The sequence below is a fragment of the Paenibacillus sp. EPM92 genome, assembly GCF_016586185.1.
Taxonomy (GTDB): domain Bacteria; phylum Bacillota; class Bacilli; order Paenibacillales; family NBRC-103111; genus Paenibacillus_G; species Paenibacillus_G validus.
This window is the reverse complement of record NZ_BCPS01000081.1, coordinates 1-22,285: the sequence shown is the minus strand read 5'-3', so window position 1 is coordinate 22,285 and position 22,285 is coordinate 1. Positions and strand designations below refer to the sequence as shown.

The following is a 22,285-nucleotide window of genomic DNA, read 5'->3' as shown; positions in this document are numbered from 1 at the left end:
TACTAGTTCTGACGTATTTCTTCTAGTTTTGTCGGGGGGGAAGGAAATGGTTTCCTCCGCGTAGAAAAGAGAGGTTATGAACGGGAAGGAGTGAACAGCGTGAGCTTACAAATCGAACTGGAGCATTACCGCAACGCTTTGATTGTCCGGCTTACCGGTGAACTGGATCATCACACCGCCGATACGGTAAAAGCGAGGATGGAGGAAGCGATTCTAAGAGGTCACAGCGCCCATATCATCCTTAGCCTGAAGAACTTGACATTCATGGACAGCTCCGGACTTGGGGTCATCTTGGGACGGTACAAGCAGATTACGGGCCGGGGCGGCAAGATGGTCGTCTGCGACGTCAATGCGTCGGTGTATCGTTTGTTTGAAATGTCGGGTCTTTTCAAAATTTTGTCCATCCAGGAAAATGAAAGACAAGCGATCCAAAGTTTGGAGGTCGTATCATGAGTGAACGCAATTTCATGAAACTGCAGTTTGCCAGCCGCTCTGAGAACGAATCGTTCGCCCGCGTCACAGTCGCCGCTTTCGTCTCCCAGTTGGATCCGACTCTGGAGGAGCTGACCGATATTAAAACCGTCATCTCCGAAGCGGTGACGAATTCGATTATTCACGGATATGACAATCGCCCGGACGGTACGGTAACGATTACAGCCCAGATCGACGGTGACACGGTGTTCATCTCCGTCGAAGACCAAGGGGCCGGCATTGAAGATTTGGATTTGGCCAAGCAGCCGTTATATACATCCAAGCCGGAGCTCGAGCGCTCGGGCATGGGATTCACGATAATGGAAAACTTTATGGACGAAGTCGAGATCACAAGCGAGCTAGGCGCCGGCACGTCTATCCGGATGAAGAAGCGAATCGAGTCGAAAAAAGCATTGTTCAATTAGGGGTCTGATGATATGGATGTAGATTTGAAGCATGCCTCCCACAGCTATTTGGACGATTCCGAAGTCAAGCGTCTGATCGCGTTGAGTCAATCCGGCGATGCGCTCGCGCGGGAGACGCTTGTCAATTGCAACATTAGGCTCGTCTGGTCCGTCGTTCAACGCTTCTTGAACCGGGGTTATGAAGCCGAAGATCTGTTTCAAATCGGCTGCATCGGATTGTTGAAGTCGGTCGACAAATTTGATTTATCGTATGACGTGAAATTTTCTACCTACGCGGTGCCGATGATCATCGGCGAAATTCAACGGTTCTTGCGCGACGACGGCACATTGAAGGTAAGCCGCTCGCTGAAGGAACTGGCGAACAAAATCCGCAAGACGAAGGATGAATTGGCCAAGCGCAACGGCCGTCTGCCGACGATCAAGGAAGTCGCCGAAGAGCTGGGCATTTCGCCGGAGGACGTCGTGTTCGCACAAGAGGCCAACAAGCCGCTTTCTTCGATTCATGAAACGGTGTTCGAGAACGACGGGGATCCGATTACGCTGATGGATCAGATCGCCGACGAGGGCCAGGAGAAGTGGTTCGACAAGCTGGCCTTGAACGAAGCGATCGGGCTGTTGAGCGAGCGGGAACGGTTGATTGTATATTTGCGCTATTTCCGCGATCAAACCCAATCGGAAGTGGCAAGCAGGCTGGGCATCTCGCAGGTGCAGGTATCGCGCCTGGAGAAGAAAATATTGCAATCGATCAAAAATCAGATCGCCCAGTAGCGAAGCGCGCAGCAAAAAAGGAGCGGCATGAGCCGCTCCTTTCGTTTGGGGAACCAAGATGGCGCGTCCGGTGATCTTTCCTTGATGAAGCAGTTTGAGTACGTCATGGAGTGGAGGATGACTTTCCCGCGGGCATGGAGCTCCCTTAACGGATACAGCTCGTTGTAGTTTCCGACCAGGCTGCCGACGATACGGATACCGCGCTGCTTTCAATGGTAGAGTCCTCCGGCTCGTTGACATACCCGAATTCCTCACGAATGCTAAAATAGCGTTCGGCCAGCGCCTTCTTATCCGACTTCAAAGCAAGATGGTCCGCTACGTCGCGAAGGGTCAAATTCAGAATCGCTTGATGATCGAATCCTTCTCGAATGAAGTGCTGGAGCAGCTTTTCTTGACGGACGATGAAAGCTTTAACGCGAAACGTTCTGCGCAGTCCGTCCAGTTCTCCCGTTGCCATATCCGGGAACGCTTCAGCGAACGATTTGCCCGTATTCACCCCGTCGTTGACTTCGGCCGAGGCGCAATGGTCTTCAAGGCTGACGATGATGGATTTGACCCGAGGAAGCTCTCCGACCCGGTCGCGGATGTCTTCCGCCATCATATAAGCGAAGTTCGTCGAACACCAATAGGTGGGCAGACGGAATGACACTTTGACATGAGATTCCTCAATGATTACTTCGTTGATAAAGCCTAGCTCGGGCAGCGATTGATCAAGTTCCGGGTCAATGACTAAGGCTAACTTGGCAAAGACTTCTTCTTTCTGCTGCATAACTGCTCCTCCTCATCACGATGAGCTGTGCACAGCGAACTGGTCATTCGATAGTTTGGCTTTCATAGCTTCAATATCGATACCGTATAATCGGGCGGTGTTCTCGGCCAAAATTTTCTTTTTGACCGCAAGACTTAACTGAGCACCGGTTTCTTTCTGAAGATCTTCCGGAAGTTCAAAGTCCATGAATTTCTCAACGAGCCAGCCCGGTTCCCAAAGCGCATAGTCGCTTCCAAATAAGATTCTGTCCTCACCAACCCAGAAGAGCAGTTCACTGATGATTTCCGCAAAATACCGGGGGCGGGAATGAAGGAATGGCATGATGACGGCTAAACCCGCGTAAACATTGGATTCTTGTGTGGCGATCCAACAAAAATCCTCGATTCGCGGAAGACCGCAGTGTTCTACGATAAAATTTAAACCTTGGAAGTTAGAAGCCGCTTCATCGATATCCGCCACATCAAACGCGTCTTTGTTAAGCGGGGTAATCGTAGGCCCTTTGTGAATGTGAATATTGACAATGCCAAGCTTCTCGCATTTTTCCAGGTACCGTTCTGTCCAGGGATCCGTTAGTTTGTAGCCTTTGGAAGTACCCCGCCATTCGGCTGTATATAATTTCGCTCCAATGATGCCGTGGGTTTCAACTAAATAATCAAGATACTCAAGTCCCCGTTCCCCATCGCGCGGGTCAAAAGAACCGTTGCTGATAAAGCGCCCGTCGTATTGCTTGGCGAGCAACGCGTTTTTCTCAATATCGCCGAATGGTTCTTTATAAAAATCGGTTAAATAAACCGGCTGAAAAATCGCCATGTCTACATGACCTTTCACAAACATATCCTGAATCAGCGTATCGGCATCGTATTTCTGGAATTTTTCCTTCGGCCATCGATACTCGACCGGACTATGTTTCTTGTGGTAGTCATAAAAGCAATTGATAAACTCAGCGCCGTGTCTGTTCCGCTGGTTTTCTGTACTTCCGTTCCACAGCGCAATGTGACTGTCAATAACGAAAATTTCTTCACCGTTTGCTGCTTTAATCATGCTTATCAACCTCCAGGAATGAAATGGTCAAACAAGAGCCGGCTATCGGTTTACCCTCGAAGCAAACGAATAAATTCCCTCATATAACCAGGATGATCGATCCAGGCGCGGGACGTTACGAAATTGCCGTCCACGACAACCTCTTCATCTACAAATGTAGCTCCGGCCGCGATCAGATCAGGCTTCAATGACCAAAAGGCAGCGCATCGACGCCCTTTCAAGTGACCGAGCGGAAGGAGGGCCAAGGCGGCATGACATTCAAACGCTAACGGTTTACGGGTTTCCACAAAATGATTCACCAACGGAATGAATGCACTGTCATTTCGGATATGCTCAGGTGCGCGTCCGCCGGGTATAACGGCGCCATCGTAGCGCGAAGGGTCGATTTCACTAAACGCAAAATCAGCCTGCACCCGATACCCGTATTTTTCAGTAAACGTATCGATGCCGGGTTCAAAATCATGGACGACGGTTTGGATCAATTTTTGGGTTGGTGCCGCAATGTCAACAGTGTAGCCTTCCTCCTTAAGACGATGCAGCGGATACAGCACCTCTAACGCTTCTGCCATATCTCCTGTGAGAATCAACACGTTCTTCGCCACTTCTTAAATCCTCCCTTTTCACATGAATCAATCTTATTTGGTTCGGACGAGCCTCTGTTGAGGATGGTACGATCCGACATCGATATTCTTAGCAAAAATCATGCCAAAACAAAGTCCACTCCTCAATTTTTAATAATTTCTAAATAAAAAGAGGGGACGTATACGTTTTTTATCCATCGAATCAGGGGTCATGCACAGGTTGATCGAGAGCTTCGGCCAGTCGCAAATGTCGCAAAGAAATGCGACTGTTGCAAGAAAGCGACAGTATTGCGACAGTGCGTTCAGCGGTTTCCTGGTCATGCGCCCGGACAGATTGACATATACGCTGCAGCTGGTTTATTTTATATTTATACTTTGTCTAAATCATTGGCAGGCTCTTGTGCTGTTTTGCCCATTGGCTGGTATTCGTTATTTTTTAGGTAAATAAGAAAGCGATTACAATAATAGATTGAAAATCCCCCGCCGCTGTACGACATCCATCTGAGGAAACTTTATTCCATGGCTCTGGAGGTGTTTGGTATCATGAATCCCCATCTTTCTTTAAATGCATGGTCTTCTCCGGATTTCACAAGATCGAAACTGGAGTCGGCATGGAACAGTTTTATGATCCAGGAGCCTTTGAACCTGGATATTCGGCCTTTGGTTATCGATTCATGGCGCCGGTGCCATACCAAGGGTCTCCATCCTTTCCAATCCAAATCATCCATTCGTTTATCTGAGGGTCATATTCAACAATATTTGTTAAATGATCCGCTGATCTTCGAAATCGATCCCATATTGAGCGAATTAAAGGAACTGGCGAACGATTGTGGACATTTAGTGGTGTTGACCGACCCGCAAGGAACGATTGTAAAAATTGACGGGGACGCGCAATTAAGAGATGAAGCTGAAAAAATGAATTTCGTTATCGGATCGTCTTGGGCGGAGGATAGTGCGGGCACTTGCGCTATCGGCGTATCCCTCATAAGTCAGAGCCCTGTACAAATATTTGCCGCCGAGCATTACTGCAGCGATGTGCATCGGTGGACTTGCTCCGCAGCGCCGATCCGCGATCCGGCCTCCCGGCAAATTCTTGCGATTCTCGATTTGACAGGACCGTGGCAGTTTGCCAATCCCCATACGCTTTCTGCGGTTGTTGCAGCCTCGCGGGTCGTTGAAGAACGGTTGCGGCACAAGCTGGAATCCGAACGGGCTAAAGTCATGGAATACGGCCTGGATGTGATATCTCACAGCCGCAATACGTATATCGTTGCTCTGGATCGAGGGGGGAACGTGATTAAAGCATCTCCCAAAATGGTTGAGTGCGGTTGGATTGACTCCGGCAATCGTATGGTGGGCAGTCCGGTCAAATCCTTAAACAGGCTGGCTTCGGAATGGAGCTGGGAAGCCGAAGGAAAAGACGGAAATTGGCTTTTTACGCTTCGTCCCTGTATCCATCAAGGCCGAACTATCGGAGCCATCGTTCAGGCTGTACCGCCAAGCCATAAAGGGCGTGCCGCCAAGGCCATTTCAACCAAATATTCATTTCATTCCATCATCGGCTCTTCGCCTAAATTTCTTGCTGCCGTAATGGAAGCGAAGAATGCTGCAAGAAGCGATTTTCCGGTGTTAATTGAAGGAGAAAGCGGAACAGGCAAAGAATTATTGGCGCAGTCCATCCATGGGGGGAGCTATCGGGCAGAAGGGCCCTTCGTTGCTGTGAATTGCGGCGCTATCCCTAAAGAGCTGGCCGCCAGCGAGTTTTTTGGTTATGAGAGCGGTACGTTTACCGGAGCAGCCAAAGAAGGGCGGGCGGGGAAATTCGAACAAGCCGACGGCGGCACGATTTTTCTCGATGAGATAGGGGAATTGCCGCTCGATTTACAGACTCTTTTGCTGCGGGTTTTAGAGGAGCGGGAAATTGTCCGCTTGGGCGGTAAGCAGCCGATTCAAGTCAATGTGCGAATTATTGCCGCCACGAATCGAAATCTATATGCGGATGTTGAGAGCGGCAAGTTCCGCCGGGATCTGTACTATCGTTTACATGTCTTGTCGCTGCGGGTGCCTCCTTTACGTGAAAGGGAGGGGGATATATCGACGCTGTTGAAACATTTCCTGCACAAGGCCTGTCAGGAGATCGGGCAATTGCCGGTTCAGGTCGATGAGGAGGCGATGCGGGCTTTGGAGAATTACCCATGGCCCGGCAACGTTCGCGAATTGCGAAATGTAGCTTACCGGATAGCTGCCCGATCTGCAGGCAGCGTCGTGCATGTGTCGCATTTACCGGAGGAAGTTATCGGAGGCAGGATGAACCTGACTTCAGGTAAACAAGGCTTTTCGAATTTAAGGCGTATCGGGAGAAATCAGGAAATAGAGCTTATTCGTTCAACGCTTGAAGAGTTCAATGGAAACGTATCGAAAACAGCGGCAAAGCTAGGCATTCACCGAAGCACCATTTATCGAAAACTCGGTCGGGATCTGAACCATGGTTCCTCGCAGTGAGAAAACCTATGACGATGAGCAAAGTAAGTTACATCCCCAGCATGTCAAAGCCAAACAACTGATTCGAGACGGCTTGATTGGCGAAGTCAAATCGTCCGTGGACTGCAGCTCCGAAATGGCGATGCGAAATGAACTTTGAAGTGGCGGGAACAAAGGGCGTATTGAAACTTCCGTTCGCATTCCGACCTGATTGGACTGGCGGTGATGGGATTATTTAGCTTCAAACCGAACATGCCAAGACGGAAATAACGATACAAGGCGACCGGAATTCAGCATGTATCGAAGATCATTCCAACTGTATCTTGCAGGGTGCCATACTTGCCCGGACTTATCTTAGTTTGCACAATGAAGGACCTGGCGGAAAACCGTCAGGTCCTTCTTCGTTTATTCGCCCGGTATGGACGTTCTTCAAAGAAACCTCGACTTTCTATGCTCGGGATCGAATGTCGTCGCGGAACAGCAGTCCGATGCAGTACAACCCCGACAATCCGACAAGCGTATACACGATTCGGCTCAAGCCGGAAGACTCGCGATGAACGTCTCCCCCCAGCAGGGCCGTTACCAGATCCCATTCGAATAATCCTACCAACAGCCAGTTCAACGCTCCGATAATGACGAGTGTCAGTGCCGTTTTTGTCATATTCAACACCATCCTTAGTGAAGTCATGTGTGTGCTGTAGCTAGCTCCTGATCTTACTTTTCCTAGGAATCCGGCTAGGTATACATCAAGAGACGGGGGATTTTTTTCCAATCGGAGAGGTGATTACCGGAAGGATTTCCTATTCATACTATCCGTATATGGTCCAAGGGAGGTCCAAATGCGATGCTACAGCGTACTTCTCCGCCATCTCTCTATATCCGGCTGCGCCGATCGCTGCGCATCAGCAGGGAGCAGTCGGTTCTGCTCGGGCAGGTCGCTCAGCTGTTGGCGCCTCCCGAATACGAACAACAGCTGCTGAAATTGGAACTGTATCGACCGAAAGAGTACGACGGAAGCCTTGTGCTGATCGATATGATGCTGATCGTCAGGAAAGTGAAGGAGTTATATCCCTGGATGCAAGTCGAGCATTTCGGCGAGCCTCATACGTTAGTGGAGGTGCGCGACAAAACGAAAGCTCCAAGCATGCTGCTTATTATTTTGGTATGGCTGCTGCTGTTCATCGGATCGGGGTTGGCGATTATGAATTTTCATGCGGACGTCAGCATGGCGGAAGTTCACCGCCATATTTACAAGCTGCTGACGGGCAAAGAGAACGTTCACCCGCTGCTGCTGCAAATTCCATATTCCATTGGGATCGGGATCGGGATGATCGTGTTTTTTAATCATTTGTTCAAAAAAAATTCAACGAAGAACCGAGTCCGCTTGAAGTAGAGATGTTCATGTATCAGGAGAACGTCAACCAATACATCATCACGGAAGAATACGCCAAGCTGAATCGTGAGGCGAAGGATGACGTATCCAAGGCGGATAAGCCATGACCGAATGGGCAGGGGGGCTTGTACTTGCTTTCATCGGCTTAGCCGGGGGACTTGCCGTCGGAAGCGGGATGGTCGCGTTTCTCGTTGTGCTCGACATCATTCCGCGACTGGCCCAAATTACGCGTTCCTATCGGCATATGAGGCGATATGAAGGAGCGGTTGTGATCGGTTCCTTGTTTTTTACATTCACGGATTTCTTCGAATGGACCTATGGGTTGTTCCCGATGGCCGCAGCCTTCTTCGGCTTGTTCGCCGGTTGTTTCGTCGGTATGCTGGCCGCCGCTTTGACGGAAGTCATTAATGTGCTCCCGATTTTGGCAAAACGCATCGGGATGGAAGCCTATATGATATGGCTGCTGATGGCGATGATTTTCGGGAAAGTGCTCGGTTCGATCATCGATTGGATCGGCGTACTGAATTAGAAGAAACGGCCGACAGGCCGGTTCCGCAACGTATTCATGTGGAAACAGGAGGGTGAAGCCGCTATGGTTCGTCACAAGGGATTCAAAAGAGCGAGATTGATGAAGGGAAGCCCGACCGGCTCGAATCGGCCGGAACAGGACGACAAAAAAACGGATGCGCGCGATCCGAAGCTGGTGATCGATGAAGAAGGCAGCATCATCGGATATGTACAAGAATCGGGGCCATCTGCTGGAAAACCGGGCTCGTCCGGAACGGACGGCGGGTACGAGGCGGAAATCAAGATGTCCGATGAAGAACGCGAGCTGAAAGAGGATACGAACATCTCCCAAGATTTCGACCGCTTGAAGCGGCAGCTCGAAGAGCGGGTCGGCTTAAACAAAAGCTTCGACGTGGTGTTTCGAGAGATGGTATTCGGCGGCCAGAAGACGGGCATTTTTTACTACAACGGCTTCGCCAAGGACACGGTGTTAACAGACATTTTGACGCGTTTGTCTTATGCCGGCGAATCTCACCGGGAGGGCGAAGCGGGGAAGTACGAGAAACGGAGCACGCGCCGCGACGATGCGCCGGAAACGGATGCCCAGAAGGATGAGCGCGGCGGCCCGGAGAAACTGAACGTCATCGAACTGTTCGATCATGCGCTAATTCCGCATATTCAGGTCAAGAAGACCCGGGACCTGAAAGAAGCCGTCGACAATGTCATGATGGGCGGCACGGCGTTTTTCTTCGAAGGGGAGAACGAAGCGGTGCTCGTCGATGCGAAGAACTTTCCGGTCCGCTCCACGGAGGAACCGGACCTGGAACGCGTCGTACGCGGGTCGCGGGACGGGTTTGTCGAGACGCTGCTGACGAACGTGACGCTGGTGCGGAGAAGGCTGCGCGACCCGCGTCTGAAGCTGGAGATTACGCAAGTCGGCAATCGGACGCAAACCGATGTTTGTATCGGATATATTCAGGATATATGCGATATGGATTTGGTGGAGTCGGTTCGCGACAAGATCAAATCCGTGAATGTGGACGGCTTGCCGCTTGCGGAAAAACAGCTGGAGGAAGCGATTATCGGCAAAGGCTGGAATCCGTATCCGATGGTGCGATACTCCGAGCGTCCGGACGTCGTCGCCGCGCATATGCTGGAAGGGCACATGGTCGTCTTCGTGGATACGTCGCCGTCGGTTATGATCTTGCCGACGACCTTCTTCCATCACGTGCAGCACGCGGAAGAATACCGGCAGACTCCGCTCGTCGGCTCCTACTTGCGCTGGGTGCGTTTCATGGGAATCGCCGCATCCTTGTTCCTGCTTCCGCTCTGGTTCCTGATCGTCACCTCGCCGCAGCTGAAGCCGGCCGGATTGGATTTCATCGGACCGCAAGAAACGGCAAAAATCCCGTTGATCCTGCAGTTTCTCATTGCCGAACTCGGGATCGATCTGATGCGGATGGCCGCTGTCCATACGCCGACGCCGCTGGCTACGGCGATGGGGCTGGTGGCCGCGATCCTGATCGGCGACATCGCTGTCAAAACCGGGCTGTTCGTGAACGAGGTCATCTTGTATCTGGCGGTAGCGGCCGTCGGGACGTTCGCGACGCCGAGCTATGAGCTAAGTCTTGCGAATCGGCTGGCTCGTCTCGTGCTGCTCGTCTCCGCCGCCATCTTCAAGGTGCCGGGGCTCGTCATCGCTTCGACCCTGCTGATCGCCATGCTCGCGATGCAGCGTTCCTACAACACGCCGTATTTATGGCCGTTCTTGCCGTTTAACGGCAAAGCGATGTACGACATCATGGTGCGCCGGCCTTTCCTCTCTATGAGAACGAGGATGAGCCTGACGAAAACGAAGGACGGCACGCGGCAGCCGCAATCTTGAAGTGTGACGCATTCGAAGGGATGAAACGCGTTATTCAGGCTCGCCCGGGCAGAAGCCCGCGGCGGGCTTTTTTTGCATGTTGTCTATTTAGAGCGTATTATGATACTTTAAAGGTAGGAAGCAAGACGGCGCAGCCGTTTATCTGGGGAAAGAGGGAGTCATACGCGATGTATTTACACGGCACGAGTACGATTAACGGACAAGGTCATCTCGAAATAGGAGGCTGCGATACGGTCGACCTGGCCGGCAAGTTCGGTACGCCGCTGTACGTCATGGACGAGACGCTTATCCGCAAGCGCTGCCGCGAATTTGTCGAGGCGTTCCGGGCTTCGGGACTGCCGTTTCAAGTGGCCTACGCAAGCAAAGCGTTCTGCGTGATGGCCATGTGCCGGATTGTGGAAGAAGAGGGCATGTCTTTGGACGTCGTTTCGGACGGCGAATTATATACGGCGCTACAAGCGGGTTTCCCGGCTCATCGTATACATTTTCACGGCAACAACAAGACGCCGCATGAAATCGAGATGGCGATCGATGCGGGCATCGGCTGCTTTGTCGTCGATAACTTCGTCGAGCTGCATATGCTCAATGCGATTGCCGGCGAGAAGCGTCATAAGGCGAACATTTTGCTCCGCATCACACCGGGGGTCGACGCGCATACGCACGAGTACATTTCTACCGGTCAAACAGATTCGAAATTCGGCTTCGACTTGCAGAACGGTTCCGCCAAGCAGGCGGTGAAGGAAGCGGCCGCATTGCCGAACGTCGAGCTGCTGGGCGTTCATTCGCATATCGGTTCGCAAATTTTCGAGGTCGGGGGCTTCAAGCTGGCCGTGGAGAAAATGACCGGCTTCGCCGTCCAAATGCGCGACGAGCTGGGTGTTGTTTTCAGCGTGCTCAATTTGGGCGGCGGCTTCGGCATTCGCTACATGGAAGGCGATACGCCCCTGCCGGTGGCGGAGTACGTGCGGGCGATCACCGAAACGGTACGCGACGAGTTCGGCAAGCACGGCTATCCGCTGCCGGAAATTTGGACGGAGCCGGGCCGGAGCATCGTTGGCGATGCGGGGACTACGCTGTACACAGTGGGCACGTACAAGGACATTCCGGGCGTGCGCAAATATGTGGCCGTAGACGGCGGTATGACGGACAATCCTCGTCCGGCGTTGTATCAGGCGGAATACGAAGCGATGCTCGCCAACCGCGGGAATGAAGCGAGCGAGGAAGTCGTATCGATCGCGGGCAAATGCTGCGAAAGCGGCGATATGCTCATCTGGGACGTCCGCTTGCCGCAAGTGCGCACCGGCGACTTGCTGGCCGTTGCCTGCACGGGCGCCTACAACTACGCGATGGCCAGCAATTACAACCGCATCCGCCGTCCGGCGGTCGTGTTCGTGAAGGACGGTCAAGCGGACGTTGTCGTGGAGCGCGAATCGTACGACCATCTGATTCAGAACGACGTCGTGCCGTCCCGCATGAAGCCGGTCACGAAGACAAGATAAGAAGGGGCCGTTCGGCGTTGCGGCCGAGCGGCTTTTTGCGATGCAGTGAACAGCTATCGACGAGCGTCGGCGCGTCATTTGCCGGTTTTAGGACGGCTCGAAGCAAACGGTGGAACTCCGGTAGTTTTTTTGTCGAATTATCGTTTGATGCCGGCGATATCCGGGAAAGCTCGAATAGGCATCCTCGATTTATATGCAGATTATATGCAGACATTTTCCTTTCGCATGTCGATGTAGTAAAATAGTGGAGACTCGTGCCCGCGCGGTGTAGGCGGGTATCGATCATTCGGCATGAAACGATACAGCAAACAAAGGAGCGAACTTCTCATGGCTAAACAAGCAATCATTAAATTAACCGATGGTAACGAAATAGTACTCGATCTTTTCGACAAGGACGCCCCGAATACGGTAGCTAACTTTGAGAAACTGGCCAATTCCGGCTTTTATAACGGCACGGTGTTTCACCGCGTGATCCCCGGCTTCGTCGCGCAAGGCGGTTGCCCGAACGGAACAGGCACCGGCGGCCCTGGTTACACCATCAATTGTGAGATTAACCCGAACAAACATGAGCGCGGAACGCTCGCAATGGCGCATGCGGGACGCAACACCGGAGGCAGCCAGTTCTACATTTGCTACCAGCCGCAGCCGCATTTGGACGGCCAGCATACCGTCTTCGGTAAAGTGGTTTCCGGTATGGAGCATGTGGACAGCTTTAAAGGCCGCGAGAAAATGGAAAGCGTCCAAGTTGTCGAGATATAGGCTCTTGTCCAACCAAGTCTAGACAAATCCTGCTTCAACGGTTATACTGACACTTAAAACTAAAACTGCATAGCTGAACCTTCGGGGCAGGGTGAAATTCCCTACCGGCGGTGATGTGCGGCGGCTTCGGCCGCTGCCTCAGTCCGTGACCCGTGTTCTTCGTCTGAAGAGCCGGTGGACTCGGTGTAATTCCGAGACCGACAGTATAGTCTGGATGGGAGAAGGGGATAGCGGGAATCATTCGATGCTGCGTTTGCCATGCGCTTTCTTTCACAAGCGCGGGATGCGAACATTTATTCACGATGGATGCGAGAGCGTTTCAGACCTTGTACGTACGCCGCATTCGGCCTGCGATAAACTTGGCCTTGTTCGCGTACGCGGCGCGCTTCGTTGCATTTGCACATCCGGCTGAAACGCAGGCTGTAGCGTATAACCTCATTGCGGCGGTTTGAAGTCGCAGGGTGGATATCCGAATCAAGTTCCCGTGTCCAAACTTAGCAATCCGCTTCTCACAAGCCCCTTTTTGCCATTTTGCCATGCAAAAAGAGGCTTTTTTGCATGTTCGGCCTTTGCAAGTCAGGAAAGGAGATCTGCGATGACGGCCGCGCTATTGAATGACGAATACTATATGCGGCTGGCGCTGCAGCTGGCGGGGGCCGCTTCCGGCCAGACCGGCATTAATCCGGTCGTCGGCTGCGTGCTCGTCAAAGACGGACGCATCGTCGGCATGGGCGCCCATCTGAAACGGGGCGAAGCCCACGCCGAGGTGCACGCGCTTAACATGGCCGGGGCGGAAGCCGAGGGCGCGACCGCATACGTGACGCTGGAGCCGTGCAGCCATCACGGCAAGACGCCGCCCTGCAGCGACCGGCTCATCCGCGATAAGGTGAAGCGCGTCGTGGTCGCCGCGACCGACGATAACCCGCTCGTCGCGGGCTCGGGGCTTGCGCGCTTGGCTGCGCACGGCATCGAGGTGACGACCGGCGTGCTTGCCGCAGAGGCGCGGGCGTTGAACGAGGCGTTCAACAAATACATCGCGACGGGCCGGCCCTTCGTAACCGTCAAGAGCGCCAGCACGCTGGACGGCAAAGTCGCCGCGAAGACGGGCGACAGCAAGTGGATTACGGGCGACGCTTCGCGTGCCCAGGGCCACCTGCTGCGCCACCGTCACCAGGCGATCCTGGTCGGCATCGGCACCGTGCTGGCCGATGACCCCGCCCTGACGACCCGGCTCGAGGTGCCGGGTCTGAACCCGATTCGCGTCGTCGCCGACTCGACGCTGAGGCTGCCGCCCGACGCCCGGCTCGTGCGGGACGGGGCGGCGCCCGTCGTCGTGCTGACGACGGAGCGGGCGCCGCAGGAACGCCGCCGCGCTCTCGAAGCGCGCGGCGTGCGCATGGTCGACTGCGGCCCGGGGCCGGCCGTCGACCTGAACGCCGCCATGAGGCGGCTCGGCGAGCTCGAGATCGGCTCGCTGCTCGTCGAAGGCGGCGGCAAGCTGAGCGGAGCCCTGCTGGCGGCCGGGCTCGTCGATAAGCTGGTGCTGTTCCTGGCGCCGAAAATCATCGGCGGCGGAGCATTGGCACCCGGCAACTTCGATTTTCCCGGCTTCGAGACGATGAGCCGGGCGATCAAGCTCGAACGGCTTCAGGTGGAACGCTGCGGCGAGGACGTGTGCTTGTCCGGTTATCCGCGGTACGAAAGCGAGGAATGACAAGATGTTTACGGGCATTATCGAAGAAATCGGCACGATGCGCCGCATCGCCAAACAAGGCCAAGCCATGGTGCTCACCATCGGCGCGAAACGTATACTGGAAGACGTGAAGCTGGGGGACAGCATTGCGGTGAACGGCGTGTGCTTAACCGTCGTCGCTTACGACGAGTCAAGTTTTACCGTCGATGTGATGCCGGAGACCTTCCGCCGAACGAACCTGGAACGGCTGCAAACCGGCGCTCGGGTGAATCTGGAGCGGGCGATGGCGGCGAACGGCCGCTTCGGCGGTCATATCGTACAAGGTCATGTCGACTCGACGGGCATCATCACGAGTCGAACGCCGGAAGAGAACGCCGTCGTGTTCCGGGTGGAGCCGAGAGATGCGGGGATGATGAAATACGTCATTCCGCACGGCTCGATTACGATCGACGGCATCAGCTTAACGGTCGTCGAGTCGGGGGAAGCGCATTTTACCGTTTCGATCATTCCGCATACGCTGGCAGAGACGATACTGGAGCACAAGAAGGCCGGAGACGAAGTAAACCTCGAGGCCGATGTGCTGGGTAAATATATCGAGCGATTGCTGGGCTTCCGCGGCGCGGGTCCGGAAGGACAAGGCAAGCCGCAGAGCCGGCTGACAGCTTCATTTTTGACGGAGCACGGGTTTATGTAACCCAAACTAGTGGGAGGCGAGAGAACATGACGGCACCGATTCAATTTCATTCGATCGAAGAGGCGATTTACGACCTGATGCTGGGCAAAGTGATCATCGCCGTTGATGACGAGGACCGGGAGAACGAAGGCGACTTCATTGCCTTGGCGGAGAAAGCGACGCCGGAGATCATCAATTTCATGATCAAGGAAGGGCGCGGACTCGTATGCGTACCGATTACCGAGGAGCGGGCTCAGGAGCTCGATTTACCGCCGATGGTCGTGCGCAACACCGATTATCACGGCACGGCCTTCACGGTTTCCGTCGATCATGCGGAAACGACGACCGGCATCTCGGCTTCGGAGCGCTCCCGCACGGTTCAGGCGTTGATTGATCCGAAGACGAGGGCGCATCAATTCCGCCGGCCGGGCCACATTTTTCCGTTGATCGCGAAAAAGGGCGGCGTGCTCCGCAGAGCGGGCCATACGGAAGCGGCCGTCGATTTAGCCCGGATGTGCGGCGCGTATCCGGCTGCCGTCATCTGCGAGGTCATTAAGGAAGACGGGGAAATGGCGCGTGTGCCGGACCTGATGGAAATCGCGCAAAAGCATGATTTGAAAATTATCACGATTCAAGATATGATCAAATACCGCAATTATAAAGAAAAACTCATTAACCGCGAAGTGGAAGTGCGGATGCCGACCGACTTCGGCAGCTTCACGGCCATTGCGTATTCGAATGTCGTCGACCAGAAGGAGCATGTGGCGCTTGTCAAAGGGAACATCGACACCGACACGCCGACGCTGGTGCGCGTTCACTCGGAATGCTTGACCGGCGACGTGTTTCATTCGCACCGCTGCGATTGCGGTCCGCAGCTCGCCGCGGCGCTGAAGCAGATCGATGAAGCGGGCTCCGGCGTGCTGCTCTATATGCGTCAGGAAGGCCGCGGCATCGGCTTGATCAACAAGCTGAAGGCGTATAAGCTGCAGGAAGAGGGATTCGATACGGTCGATGCGAACCTGAAGCTCGGCTTCGACGCGGATCTGCGCGACTACGGCATTGGAGCGCAAATATTGAAGGATCTCGGCATCAGGAAAATCCGTTTGCTCACGAACAATCCGCGTAAAATTCGCGGACTCGAAGGCTACGGGCTGGAGGTCATCGAACGCATACCGATTCAGATGGATGAGAACGAAGACAACACCCACTATTTGCATACGAAACAAGCGAAGCTCGGTCATTTGCTCAATTTTGCACAAGATTAAGCATGGCGGGCTTGGCCGCATCAAAAAAAATATTGAATTCGGAAGGAAGTTGTGAGATTATGGCGAAAGTATACGAAGGTCATTTAGTGTCGAAAGGTCTGAAATACGGGATCGTAGCAGGCCGTTTTAATGAATTTATTACGAGCAAGCTGGTCGGAGGCGCACTGGATGCGTTGAAACGTCACGGCGTGGAAGAAGACGAGATCGAGCTGGCTTGGGTGCCGGGCGCTTTTGAAATTTCATTGATCGCCCAGAAAATGGCAGAGAGCGGCCGTTACGACGCAGTCATTACGCTGGGGGCGGTCATCCGCGGATCAACGCCGCATTTCGACTACGTGTGCAACGAAGCGGCCAAAGGAGTGGCTGCAGTCGGGCTGAAAACGGGCGTGCCGACGGTGTTCGGCGTTCTGACGACCGATTCGATCGAGCAAGCGGTCGAGCGGGCAGGCACGAAGGCGGGCAACAAAGGCTGGGAAGCCGCGGTTACAGCGATCGAGATGGCCAATCTGGTTAAGCAGTTTAAATAAACAATAACGAACCATACAGCTAAGATCTACAGCGGGCGGGCAGAAACTAGCGGGAAGTGGGGAACAAGGGGGAACAAGCGACATGAAGGTCACGGTAAAGCTCGAAACGTTTGAAGGCCCCCTTGATTTGCTGCTTCACTTGATCGATAAAGCGGAAGTCGATATCTATGATATTCCGATTAAAGACATTACGGATCAATACATGGAATACCTGGACGCCATGACGGAGCTGGAGCTCGAATTCACGAGCGAGTTTTTGGTGATGGCGGCGACGCTGCTTTCGATCAAAAGCAAGATGCTGCTGCCGAAACCTCCGGTCCTTGATCTGGATTTCGACGATTATTTGATGGACGAAGAATACGATCCGCGTGCCGAGCTTGTGGCCAAACTGATCGAATACCGCAAATACAAAGCGATCGCCGATCATCTGCGTGACAAGGAAGTGGAGCGCAGCTTGATTTATACGCGCGAACCCGAGGACTTGACGCCTTATGTCCCCGTCGTTGTGGATAATCCGGTCAAAGGTCTGCATGTCTCCGATCTGGTTCAGGCGTTCCGCAAAGCGATGCGCCGGATGCAGAGCCGCAATGCGGTTGCCAAAATCCGCAAAGACGAAATTTCCGTCAAGGATCGGATGTTTCAGGTCATTGGCGCGCTCGAGCAGCACGGAGGGAAGCTTCTGTTCTCCAAACTCCTGGATCAGGAGCGGACAAGGGATTCAATCGTGGTCACCTTCCTGGCATTGCTGGAACTGATGAAGGTGAAGAAGATCGTATGTTTTCAACATCAATTATTCGACGATATCGTGATAAAGGTGCGGGAGGATGGAACGGCAGATGGATTCTGGGCAGATGAAATCAGTTATTGAGGGTTTGCTGTTCGTGGCGGGAGACGAAGGGCTCGACGCCAAGCAGCTGGCCGAAGTGCTGGAGCAAGATGCCGCTTTTGTCACCGACCTCGTGCTGGACCTGCAAAGCGAATTGAAGCGGCAAGGGCGGGGCATTCAAATCGTGGAGCTGGCGGGGACGTATCAGTTGTCCACGGTGCCGGAGCATGCGCCGTTCTTCGAACGCTTGGCGTATTCCCCTTCTCGAACGTCGCTTTCGCAAGCGGCTCTGGAGACGCTCGCGATTGTTGCGTATCGGCAGCCGATTACGCGTATCGAGATCGAGGAAATCCGCGGCGTGAAGGCGGACCGGGCGCTGCAGACGCTGGTGGCCAAGGATTTGATTCAAGAGGTGGACCGGGCGGATGCGCCGGGAAGACCGATTTTATACGGGACGACCAAATCGTTTCTCGACTATTTTGGATTGGGCAGTTTGACCGATTTGCCGGAAACGAGTTTGTTCGAGAACGACGACAACCTGGAAGAGGAAACGCGCTTGTTGTTCGAGAAGCTGGAAGGGGAGCAAATGACGTTCGAAGACGTGTCTTCGAAGTCGAACGACTTCTGAAACGTGCATGTTTTACCAAGGTAAAGCCATACTAACTCCTGAGGAAATGAAGCGGCAAGCTTCCGGTACCGGGAGTTTTTTGTGTTTTCCCCAGAATTTTGCCGTGCGGGAGGAGATTAGCATGGTTTGGGTTTGGATGGCCGCGGGACTGCTCTTCGTGCTGCTTCTCCTCTTGGGAAGCCGGGTGAACATTCGACTCGCCTTCACCCATCAGGATAAGAACGACGAGATTTCCGTTGAAGTCAGGGCGCTGCTAGGTCTCGTCCGTTTTCGCTATGAAGTGCCGACCCTCCGTTTCAAGGGTCTTCGCGCCGGGCTGGAAGTGAAATCCGAACAAGTCAACGCCGGGGCAGGGCGCTTGATTGCCGATCGGAAAGAAACGATCAACGCGGATAAAATCAAGCAGATGTTCGAGGATGTACGGATACTGCTGACGCATTGTTTCGATTTCAACGAGTGGCTGAGCCGGATGCTTCGGCATGTCCATTGTACGAAGCTGAATTGGAAAACGTCGGTCGGCATTGGGGATGCGCCTGAGACAGCCTTTCTGGTCGGGACGCTCTGGGGGGTGAAGTCGTCGCTGCTCGGGTTTGTATGCCGGTACATTCGTTTGGAAACCCAGCCGCAGCTGCAGGTGACGCCGGTTTTTAATCAAATGATGTTCTTGACCGAAGGGGATTGTACGATTCGTATCCGGATCTGGCATTTGCTTTCCGGAGGCGTTCAGCTCCTGATGCGCATCCGCAAGACGGAAGGCGGCCTGCAAGCTTGGCGCCGTGTGCTGATGCCGACGTCCTGAATAACGAAGCGACGCGACTTCGGATTCTGTTTCCCCTACATAGTCTGGAGGTACTCCGGTTAAGCTAAAACTGTTCTTTAATCCGACTTCAGACAGGAGGTTTCCACGTTGGCAGAGCATCCGATTCAAGGGTTAATGAAGACGGCCATGGAAAATATTAAAGAAATGGTCGACGTCAATACGATTGTAGGCGACCCGGTCGAAACGCCGGACGGCAGCATCATTATGCCGATCAGCAAAGTCGGTTTTGGCTTCGCGGCAGGGGGCAGCGAGTTCGTCACGGCGGAAGAGCATGCGAATGGGAACGGCGGTAACCGCCATGATGCGATGAACGCTTCGGTTGCGCTTCCGTTCGGCGGAGGCAGCGGCGGCGGGGTGTCGATTACCCCGATCGCATTTTTGGTTGTCGGCAAACAAGGGGTCAAGATCGTGCCGCTCGACAATCAAACGCACTTGCTGGAACGAATTATCGATTCAGCGCCGCAAGTGGTCGACCGCATTCAATCGATGATCAAAAACGGCGGCAAAGCCGGCTCCACTATGGAGACAGAGTCGACATCCGTAACGAACAACATCGAGAACCAAAATTTCATCGTTTAACTTTATCGAGAAGCTGCCCGGTCCAGGGCAGCTTTCTTTATGCGATTCCGCTGTCCGCTCGAAAAAGGATAACCCCCGCTGCATGTTCCATCAAGCGGTATTGCTCTTTCCGGGTCTAAGGAATATAGTTGATGTAGACTGCTTTTGCTTGCTTTGCGGCAAAGGCGACGAATGGAACAATAAGTAAGGAGTTATGCCTCGTGTGCGGACGGTATACGATTACGGTTTCGTGGGATGAGCTGATGATGCGCTTTTTGCTGGATGGAAGACCGGGTAAATACCAGCCGCGGTACAATGCCGCCCCCGGCCAGTGGATCCCCGCGATTCTCGGCGGCGAACCGGGCTTTGGCGAACGTGCGGCGAACCGTCTCGGGGAGCTCCGCTGGGGGCTTGTACCTTCATGGGCGCAAGACGCCAAGTCGGGTGCGCGCATGATGAACGCAAGAGCCGAAACGGTTGCGGAGAAGCCGTCGTTCCGAACGCTGCTGTCGCGTAAGCGCTGCCTCATTCCTGCCGATGGCTTCTACGAATGGAAGAAGACCGGCGGGGGGAAACAGCCGGTGCGATTCGTGCTGAAAGACGGAGGCTTATTCGGGATGGCGGCGCTTTACGATACGTGGGTCGGGGAGGACGGCGACAAGCTGCATACGTGCACGATTGTGACGACTGCGGCCAACGGATTAGTTGCGGAAGTCCACGAACGGATGCCGGTCATTTTGACCCGGGAGCGGGAGAAGGTGTGGCTCGACCGCAGCGTCCGCGAACAGGCGGAGCTGCTGCCGCTGCTCGAACCGTTCCCGGCGGAGCGGATGGATTATTACGAGGTGCGGCCCGAAGTCGGGCGCGTTGCCTATGACGAGCCGGACTGCATCCGGCCATTAGCCTAAAAGCTTGCAAGAACGAAGACCGTCAAGGTGAATTTGCGCCTTGCCGGTTTTTTGTGTACCGTCCGCATGCATACATAACCAGGTCCGATTCGCATATACATGTACAAGTAGGCCGAACTTGTCCTTCGATCGTTTGTTTGTGTCGGGGCAATTCGTCCGCCGGTGATACAGGAACGTTTTGGTGGGAGGATCATGATGAGAAGACTATGGTTTCTGTTGTTGGCCTTATGGCTTGTCGCCGCCGGCTTCGGCGGTATTCCGACCGCGCAGGCGGCTCCGGGAATAAGCACCAGCGCGGAAGGCGCGGCGCTGATCGACGTCACCTCAGGCAGGCTGCTGTACAGCGTCAAAGGGGACAAACAGATGCGTATCGCCAGCTTGACGAAGATCATGACGGCGATCGTGGCCATCGAGAACGGCAAGCTGACGGATTTGGCGAAAGTCAGCAAGAACGCCTTCGGCAAAGAAGGCTCCTCGATTTATTTAAAGCTGAATGAAGAGATGAATTTGAAAGACTTGCTGTACGGACTTATGCTTCGTTCCGGCAACGACGCCGCAACCACGATAGCGGAGCATGTGGGGGGCAGCGTCGAGGGCTTCGCCTATATGATGAATGAGAAGGCGAGAATGATCGGAATGACGCGCTCCAGCTTCAAAAACCCGTCCGGCTTGGATGAAGAAGGCCATTACTCTACGGCGAGCGATATGGCCAAACTGACTGCTTATGCATTGAAAAACCCGGTCTTCCAGGAAATCGTCAAAACGAAAGTCAAAAAAGTGCCGAATCCGAATGAATCCTGGGATTACTCTTGGGTCAATAAAAATAAAATGCTGTCGCTGTACGACGGGGCGGACGGCGTGAAGACCGGGTACACGAAGCTGGCCAAGCGCTGCCTGGTCTCTTCCGCGACGCGGGGCGGGCAACAATTAGCCGTTGTCACGCTGAACGATCCGAATGACTGGATCGATCATACGCAGCTGCTCGATTACGGCTTCGAGCACTACCCGCTCACGACGCTGATCGGCAAAGCGGAGCCGGTTGAAGGCACGGAATTCGTGGCTGGGGCACCTTTCCGATATCCGGCCGAGCAGGCGGAGAACGGAAAATTCGAGCGCAAGCTGATATTGAACGACGTCACTTCCACTGATTACAAGCTGGGCTTGAAGGGACGGATCGAGTTTACGTTGAACGGCAGAGCCATCGGTAACGTACCGCTTGTAGCCAAGGATAGTCCCCGGCTTTCCGCAACGGACCGGTCAACGTTCGCATTCTCCGAGTCGGATGCGGACGGTTGGCGGCTTTCGGATAGATGGTTATACATTTTAAGCGCATTCACCCGGGTGATGTTCACAGGACAAACCGATTAATCGTACGACAAGGGTTCCAGTCCGATCATGGGAGGGAAGGGGCATGCCTAGTTATGGTCAACTTTATTTGGTTGTTCTTTATCGTTGCCGGATTCATCGTCGCCGCATTTCAGGGAAGAATCGATTTGGTGACCGAGGCCGTTTTTGAAGGCGCGAAAAGCGGCGTCACCGTTTGTTTCGGCCTGATCAGCATCATGGTGTTCTGGCTCGGGATGATGCGGATCGCCGAGGATGCAGGCCTGCTGCGAACGATGGCCAGACTGCTCAGCCCCGTCGTCCGCATGCTGTTTCCCGGTGTCCCGAAGGATCATCCGGCGCTCGGATACATCATGTCGAACATGAGCGCGAACATTTTCGGACTCGGGAATGCGGCTACGCCGATGGGCATCAAAGCGATGCAGGAGCTGCAGAAGCTGAATCCGCACAAGGAAATCGCAAGT

General features: G+C 54.0%; 23 protein-coding genes, 1 pseudogene and 1 riboswitch. Of the genes and pseudogenes, 20 read left to right on the top strand and 4 right to left on the bottom strand.

The features are described from left to right. Nucleotides 1–99: 99 nt before the first annotated feature. Genes spoIIAA through sigF form a run of 3 tightly spaced genes read left to right on the top strand, consistent with a single transcriptional unit; the run spans nt 100 to nt 1,664 of the window. Complete coding sequence (gene spoIIAA / locus JMF85_RS20035; protein ID WP_054795173.1) at nt 100–453, top strand: anti-sigma F factor antagonist; 354 nt, start codon at nt 100–102, stop codon at nt 451–453. Continuing rightward, nucleotides 450–896, top strand: a complete 447-nt coding sequence (gene spoIIAB, locus JMF85_RS20030) for an anti-sigma F factor (RefSeq protein ID WP_127605428.1) — start codon at nt 450–452, stop codon at nt 894–896. Before spoIIAA ends, spoIIAB begins: the two co-directional genes overlap by 4 nt. Nucleotides 897–908: 12 nt before the next feature. Then, entirely contained in the window at nt 909–1,664 is a 756-nt protein-coding gene (sigF, locus tag JMF85_RS20025; protein WP_054795171.1) for an RNA polymerase sporulation sigma factor SigF, read from the top strand. Between the two features lie 145 nt (nt 1,665–1,809). Here sigF and JMF85_RS20020 read toward each other — a convergent pair whose 3' ends face one another. Genes JMF85_RS20020 through JMF85_RS20010 form a run of 3 tightly spaced genes read right to left on the bottom strand, consistent with a single transcriptional unit; the run spans nt 1,810 to nt 4,076 of the window. Further along, nucleotides 1,810–2,433, bottom strand: a complete 624-nt coding sequence (locus tag JMF85_RS20020; RefSeq protein ID WP_201318793.1) for an iron-sulfur cluster assembly protein — start codon at nt 2,431–2,433, stop codon at nt 1,810–1,812. A 15-nt stretch (nt 2,434–2,448) separates the two neighbouring features. Next, entirely contained in the window at nt 2,449–3,474 is a 1,026-nt protein-coding gene (locus JMF85_RS20015; RefSeq protein WP_127605424.1) for an amidohydrolase family protein, read from the bottom strand. A gap of 50 nt (nt 3,475–3,524) precedes the next feature. After that, the gene (locus JMF85_RS20010; protein ID WP_127605422.1) at nt 3,525–4,076 is read right to left on the bottom strand and encodes a DJ-1/PfpI family protein; all 552 of its coding nucleotides are present in this window, start codon (nt 4,074–4,076) and stop codon (nt 3,525–3,527) included. Nucleotides 4,077–4,598: 522 nt separating this feature from the next. Here JMF85_RS20010 and JMF85_RS20005 point away from each other — a divergent pair. After that, nucleotides 4,599–6,557: a sigma-54-dependent Fis family transcriptional regulator gene (locus JMF85_RS20005; RefSeq protein ID WP_201318792.1), complete on the top strand. Its 1,959-nt coding sequence runs from the start codon at nt 4,599–4,601 to the stop codon at nt 6,555–6,557. A 427-nt stretch (nt 6,558–6,984) separates the two neighbouring features. On the opposite strand, the gene JMF85_RS20000 is transcribed toward JMF85_RS20005, so the two are convergent. Then, the gene (locus tag JMF85_RS20000) at nt 6,985–7,197 is read right to left on the bottom strand and encodes a DUF378 domain-containing protein (protein ID WP_054795166.1); all 213 of its coding nucleotides are present in this window, start codon (nt 7,195–7,197) and stop codon (nt 6,985–6,987) included. A 183-nt stretch (nt 7,198–7,380) separates the two neighbouring features. Here JMF85_RS20000 and JMF85_RS19995 point away from each other — a divergent pair. The 16 genes and pseudogenes from JMF85_RS19995 to JMF85_RS19920 form a co-directional block, all read left to right on the top strand. Continuing rightward, nucleotides 7,381–8,036, top strand: a pseudogene (locus JMF85_RS19995) (stage V sporulation protein AA). After that, complete coding sequence (locus JMF85_RS19990) at nt 8,033–8,458, top strand: stage V sporulation protein AB (RefSeq protein ID WP_201318791.1); 426 nt, start codon at nt 8,033–8,035, stop codon at nt 8,456–8,458. The pseudogene JMF85_RS19995 and the gene JMF85_RS19990 overlap by 4 nt, the downstream one beginning before the upstream one ends. 63 nt (nt 8,459–8,521) lie before the next feature. Then, on the top strand, nt 8,522–10,321 hold the full coding sequence (locus tag JMF85_RS19985; RefSeq protein ID WP_201318790.1) for a spore germination protein: 1,800 nt from the start codon (nt 8,522–8,524) through the stop codon (nt 10,319–10,321). Nucleotides 10,322–10,488: 167 nt separating this feature from the next. Next, the gene (gene lysA / locus JMF85_RS19980) at nt 10,489–11,820 is read left to right on the top strand and encodes a diaminopimelate decarboxylase (protein ID WP_054795165.1); all 1,332 of its coding nucleotides are present in this window, start codon (nt 10,489–10,491) and stop codon (nt 11,818–11,820) included. 327 nt (nt 11,821–12,147) lie between these two features. Further along, a complete protein-coding gene (locus JMF85_RS19975; RefSeq protein ID WP_054795164.1) occupies nt 12,148–12,579 on the top strand; it encodes a peptidylprolyl isomerase in 432 nt (143 codons plus the stop codon). Between the two features lie 73 nt (nt 12,580–12,652). Beyond that, a riboswitch (FMN riboswitch) is annotated at nt 12,653–12,809 on the top strand. 365 nt (nt 12,810–13,174) lie between these two features. Further along, nucleotides 13,175–14,293, top strand: coding sequence for a bifunctional diaminohydroxyphosphoribosylaminopyrimidine deaminase/5-amino-6-(5-phosphoribosylamino)uracil reductase RibD (gene ribD / locus JMF85_RS19970; protein ID WP_201318789.1), 1,119 nt, complete (start codon nt 13,175–13,177; stop codon nt 14,291–14,293). A gap of 4 nt (nt 14,294–14,297) precedes the next feature. After that, complete coding sequence (gene ribE / locus JMF85_RS19965) at nt 14,298–14,966, top strand: riboflavin synthase (RefSeq protein ID WP_127607927.1); 669 nt, start codon at nt 14,298–14,300, stop codon at nt 14,964–14,966. A 26-nt stretch (nt 14,967–14,992) separates the two neighbouring features. After that, nucleotides 14,993–16,210: a bifunctional 3,4-dihydroxy-2-butanone-4-phosphate synthase/GTP cyclohydrolase II gene (locus tag JMF85_RS19960; protein ID WP_127607928.1), complete on the top strand. Its 1,218-nt coding sequence runs from the start codon at nt 14,993–14,995 to the stop codon at nt 16,208–16,210. A gap of 59 nt (nt 16,211–16,269) precedes the next feature. Further along, nucleotides 16,270–16,737 (top strand): 6,7-dimethyl-8-ribityllumazine synthase, encoded by a 468-nt coding sequence (ribH, locus tag JMF85_RS19955; RefSeq protein WP_054798535.1) that lies wholly within the window; start codon nt 16,270–16,272, stop codon nt 16,735–16,737. 82 nt (nt 16,738–16,819) lie between these two features. Next, complete coding sequence (locus JMF85_RS19950; protein ID WP_201318788.1) at nt 16,820–17,605, top strand: segregation and condensation protein A; 786 nt, start codon at nt 16,820–16,822, stop codon at nt 17,603–17,605. Next, entirely contained in the window at nt 17,574–18,191 is a 618-nt protein-coding gene (scpB, locus tag JMF85_RS19945) for an SMC-Scp complex subunit ScpB (RefSeq protein ID WP_054798543.1), read from the top strand. Before JMF85_RS19950 ends, scpB begins: the two co-directional genes overlap by 32 nt. A 121-nt stretch (nt 18,192–18,312) precedes the next feature. Further along, entirely contained in the window at nt 18,313–18,990 is a 678-nt protein-coding gene (locus tag JMF85_RS19940; RefSeq protein ID WP_164751816.1) for a DUF2953 domain-containing protein, read from the top strand. Between the two features lie 108 nt (nt 18,991–19,098). Then, nucleotides 19,099–19,590, top strand: a complete 492-nt coding sequence (gene ytfJ / locus JMF85_RS19935; protein ID WP_127607931.1) for a GerW family sporulation protein — start codon at nt 19,099–19,101, stop codon at nt 19,588–19,590. Between the two features lie 200 nt (nt 19,591–19,790). Then, the gene (locus JMF85_RS19930; RefSeq protein WP_054798541.1) at nt 19,791–20,477 is read left to right on the top strand and encodes an SOS response-associated peptidase; all 687 of its coding nucleotides are present in this window, start codon (nt 19,791–19,793) and stop codon (nt 20,475–20,477) included. Between the two features lie 192 nt (nt 20,478–20,669). Further along, a complete protein-coding gene (locus JMF85_RS19925; protein ID WP_372812969.1) occupies nt 20,670–21,845 on the top strand; it encodes a D-alanyl-D-alanine carboxypeptidase family protein in 1,176 nt (391 codons plus the stop codon). 53 nt (nt 21,846–21,898) lie between these two features. After that, nucleotides 21,899–22,285 (top strand): nucleoside recognition domain-containing protein (locus JMF85_RS19920; RefSeq protein ID WP_305781549.1); only part of this gene is annotated, 387 nt, incomplete at its 3' end.

Bases quoted from the DNA above. Each gene is read 5' to 3' on its own strand.
- JMF85_RS20020 (WP_201318793.1), bottom strand. From the start codon at position 2,433: ATGCAGCAGAAAGAAGAAGTCTTTGCCAAGTTAGCCTTAGTCATTGAC.
- JMF85_RS20000 (WP_054795166.1), bottom strand. From the start codon at position 7,197: ATGACAAAAACGGCACTGACACTCGTCATTATCGGAGCGTTGAACTGG.
- lysA (WP_054795165.1), top strand. From the start codon at position 10,489: ATGTATTTACACGGCACGAGTACGATTAACGGACAAGGTCATCTCGAA.
- ribE (WP_127607927.1), top strand. From the start codon at position 14,298: ATGTTTACGGGCATTATCGAAGAAATCGGCACGATGCGCCGCATCGCC.
- spoIIAB (WP_127605428.1), top strand. From the start codon at position 450: ATGAGTGAACGCAATTTCATGAAACTGCAGTTTGCCAGCCGCTCTGAG.
- sigF (WP_054795171.1), top strand. From the start codon at position 909: ATGGATGTAGATTTGAAGCATGCCTCCCACAGCTATTTGGACGATTCC.
- JMF85_RS20015 (WP_127605424.1), bottom strand. From the start codon at position 3,474: ATGATTAAAGCAGCAAACGGTGAAGAAATTTTCGTTATTGACAGTCAC.
- JMF85_RS19940 (WP_164751816.1), top strand. From the start codon at position 18,313: ATGGTTTGGGTTTGGATGGCCGCGGGACTGCTCTTCGTGCTGCTTCTC.
- JMF85_RS19985 (WP_201318790.1), top strand. From the start codon at position 8,522: ATGGTTCGTCACAAGGGATTCAAAAGAGCGAGATTGATGAAGGGAAGC.
- JMF85_RS19925 (WP_372812969.1), top strand. From the start codon at position 20,670: ATGATGAGAAGACTATGGTTTCTGTTGTTGGCCTTATGGCTTGTCGCC.
- scpB (WP_054798543.1), top strand. From the start codon at position 17,574: ATGGATTCTGGGCAGATGAAATCAGTTATTGAGGGTTTGCTGTTCGTG.
- JMF85_RS19975 (WP_054795164.1), top strand. From the start codon at position 12,148: ATGGCTAAACAAGCAATCATTAAATTAACCGATGGTAACGAAATAGTA.
- JMF85_RS19990 (WP_201318791.1), top strand. From the start codon at position 8,033: ATGACCGAATGGGCAGGGGGGCTTGTACTTGCTTTCATCGGCTTAGCC.
- ribH (WP_054798535.1), top strand. From the start codon at position 16,270: ATGGCGAAAGTATACGAAGGTCATTTAGTGTCGAAAGGTCTGAAATAC.
- JMF85_RS20005 (WP_201318792.1), top strand. From the start codon at position 4,599: ATGAATCCCCATCTTTCTTTAAATGCATGGTCTTCTCCGGATTTCACA.
- JMF85_RS19950 (WP_201318788.1), top strand. From the start codon at position 16,820: ATGAAGGTCACGGTAAAGCTCGAAACGTTTGAAGGCCCCCTTGATTTG.
- ribD (WP_201318789.1), top strand. From the start codon at position 13,175: ATGACGGCCGCGCTATTGAATGACGAATACTATATGCGGCTGGCGCTG.
- JMF85_RS19960 (WP_127607928.1), top strand. From the start codon at position 14,993: ATGACGGCACCGATTCAATTTCATTCGATCGAAGAGGCGATTTACGAC.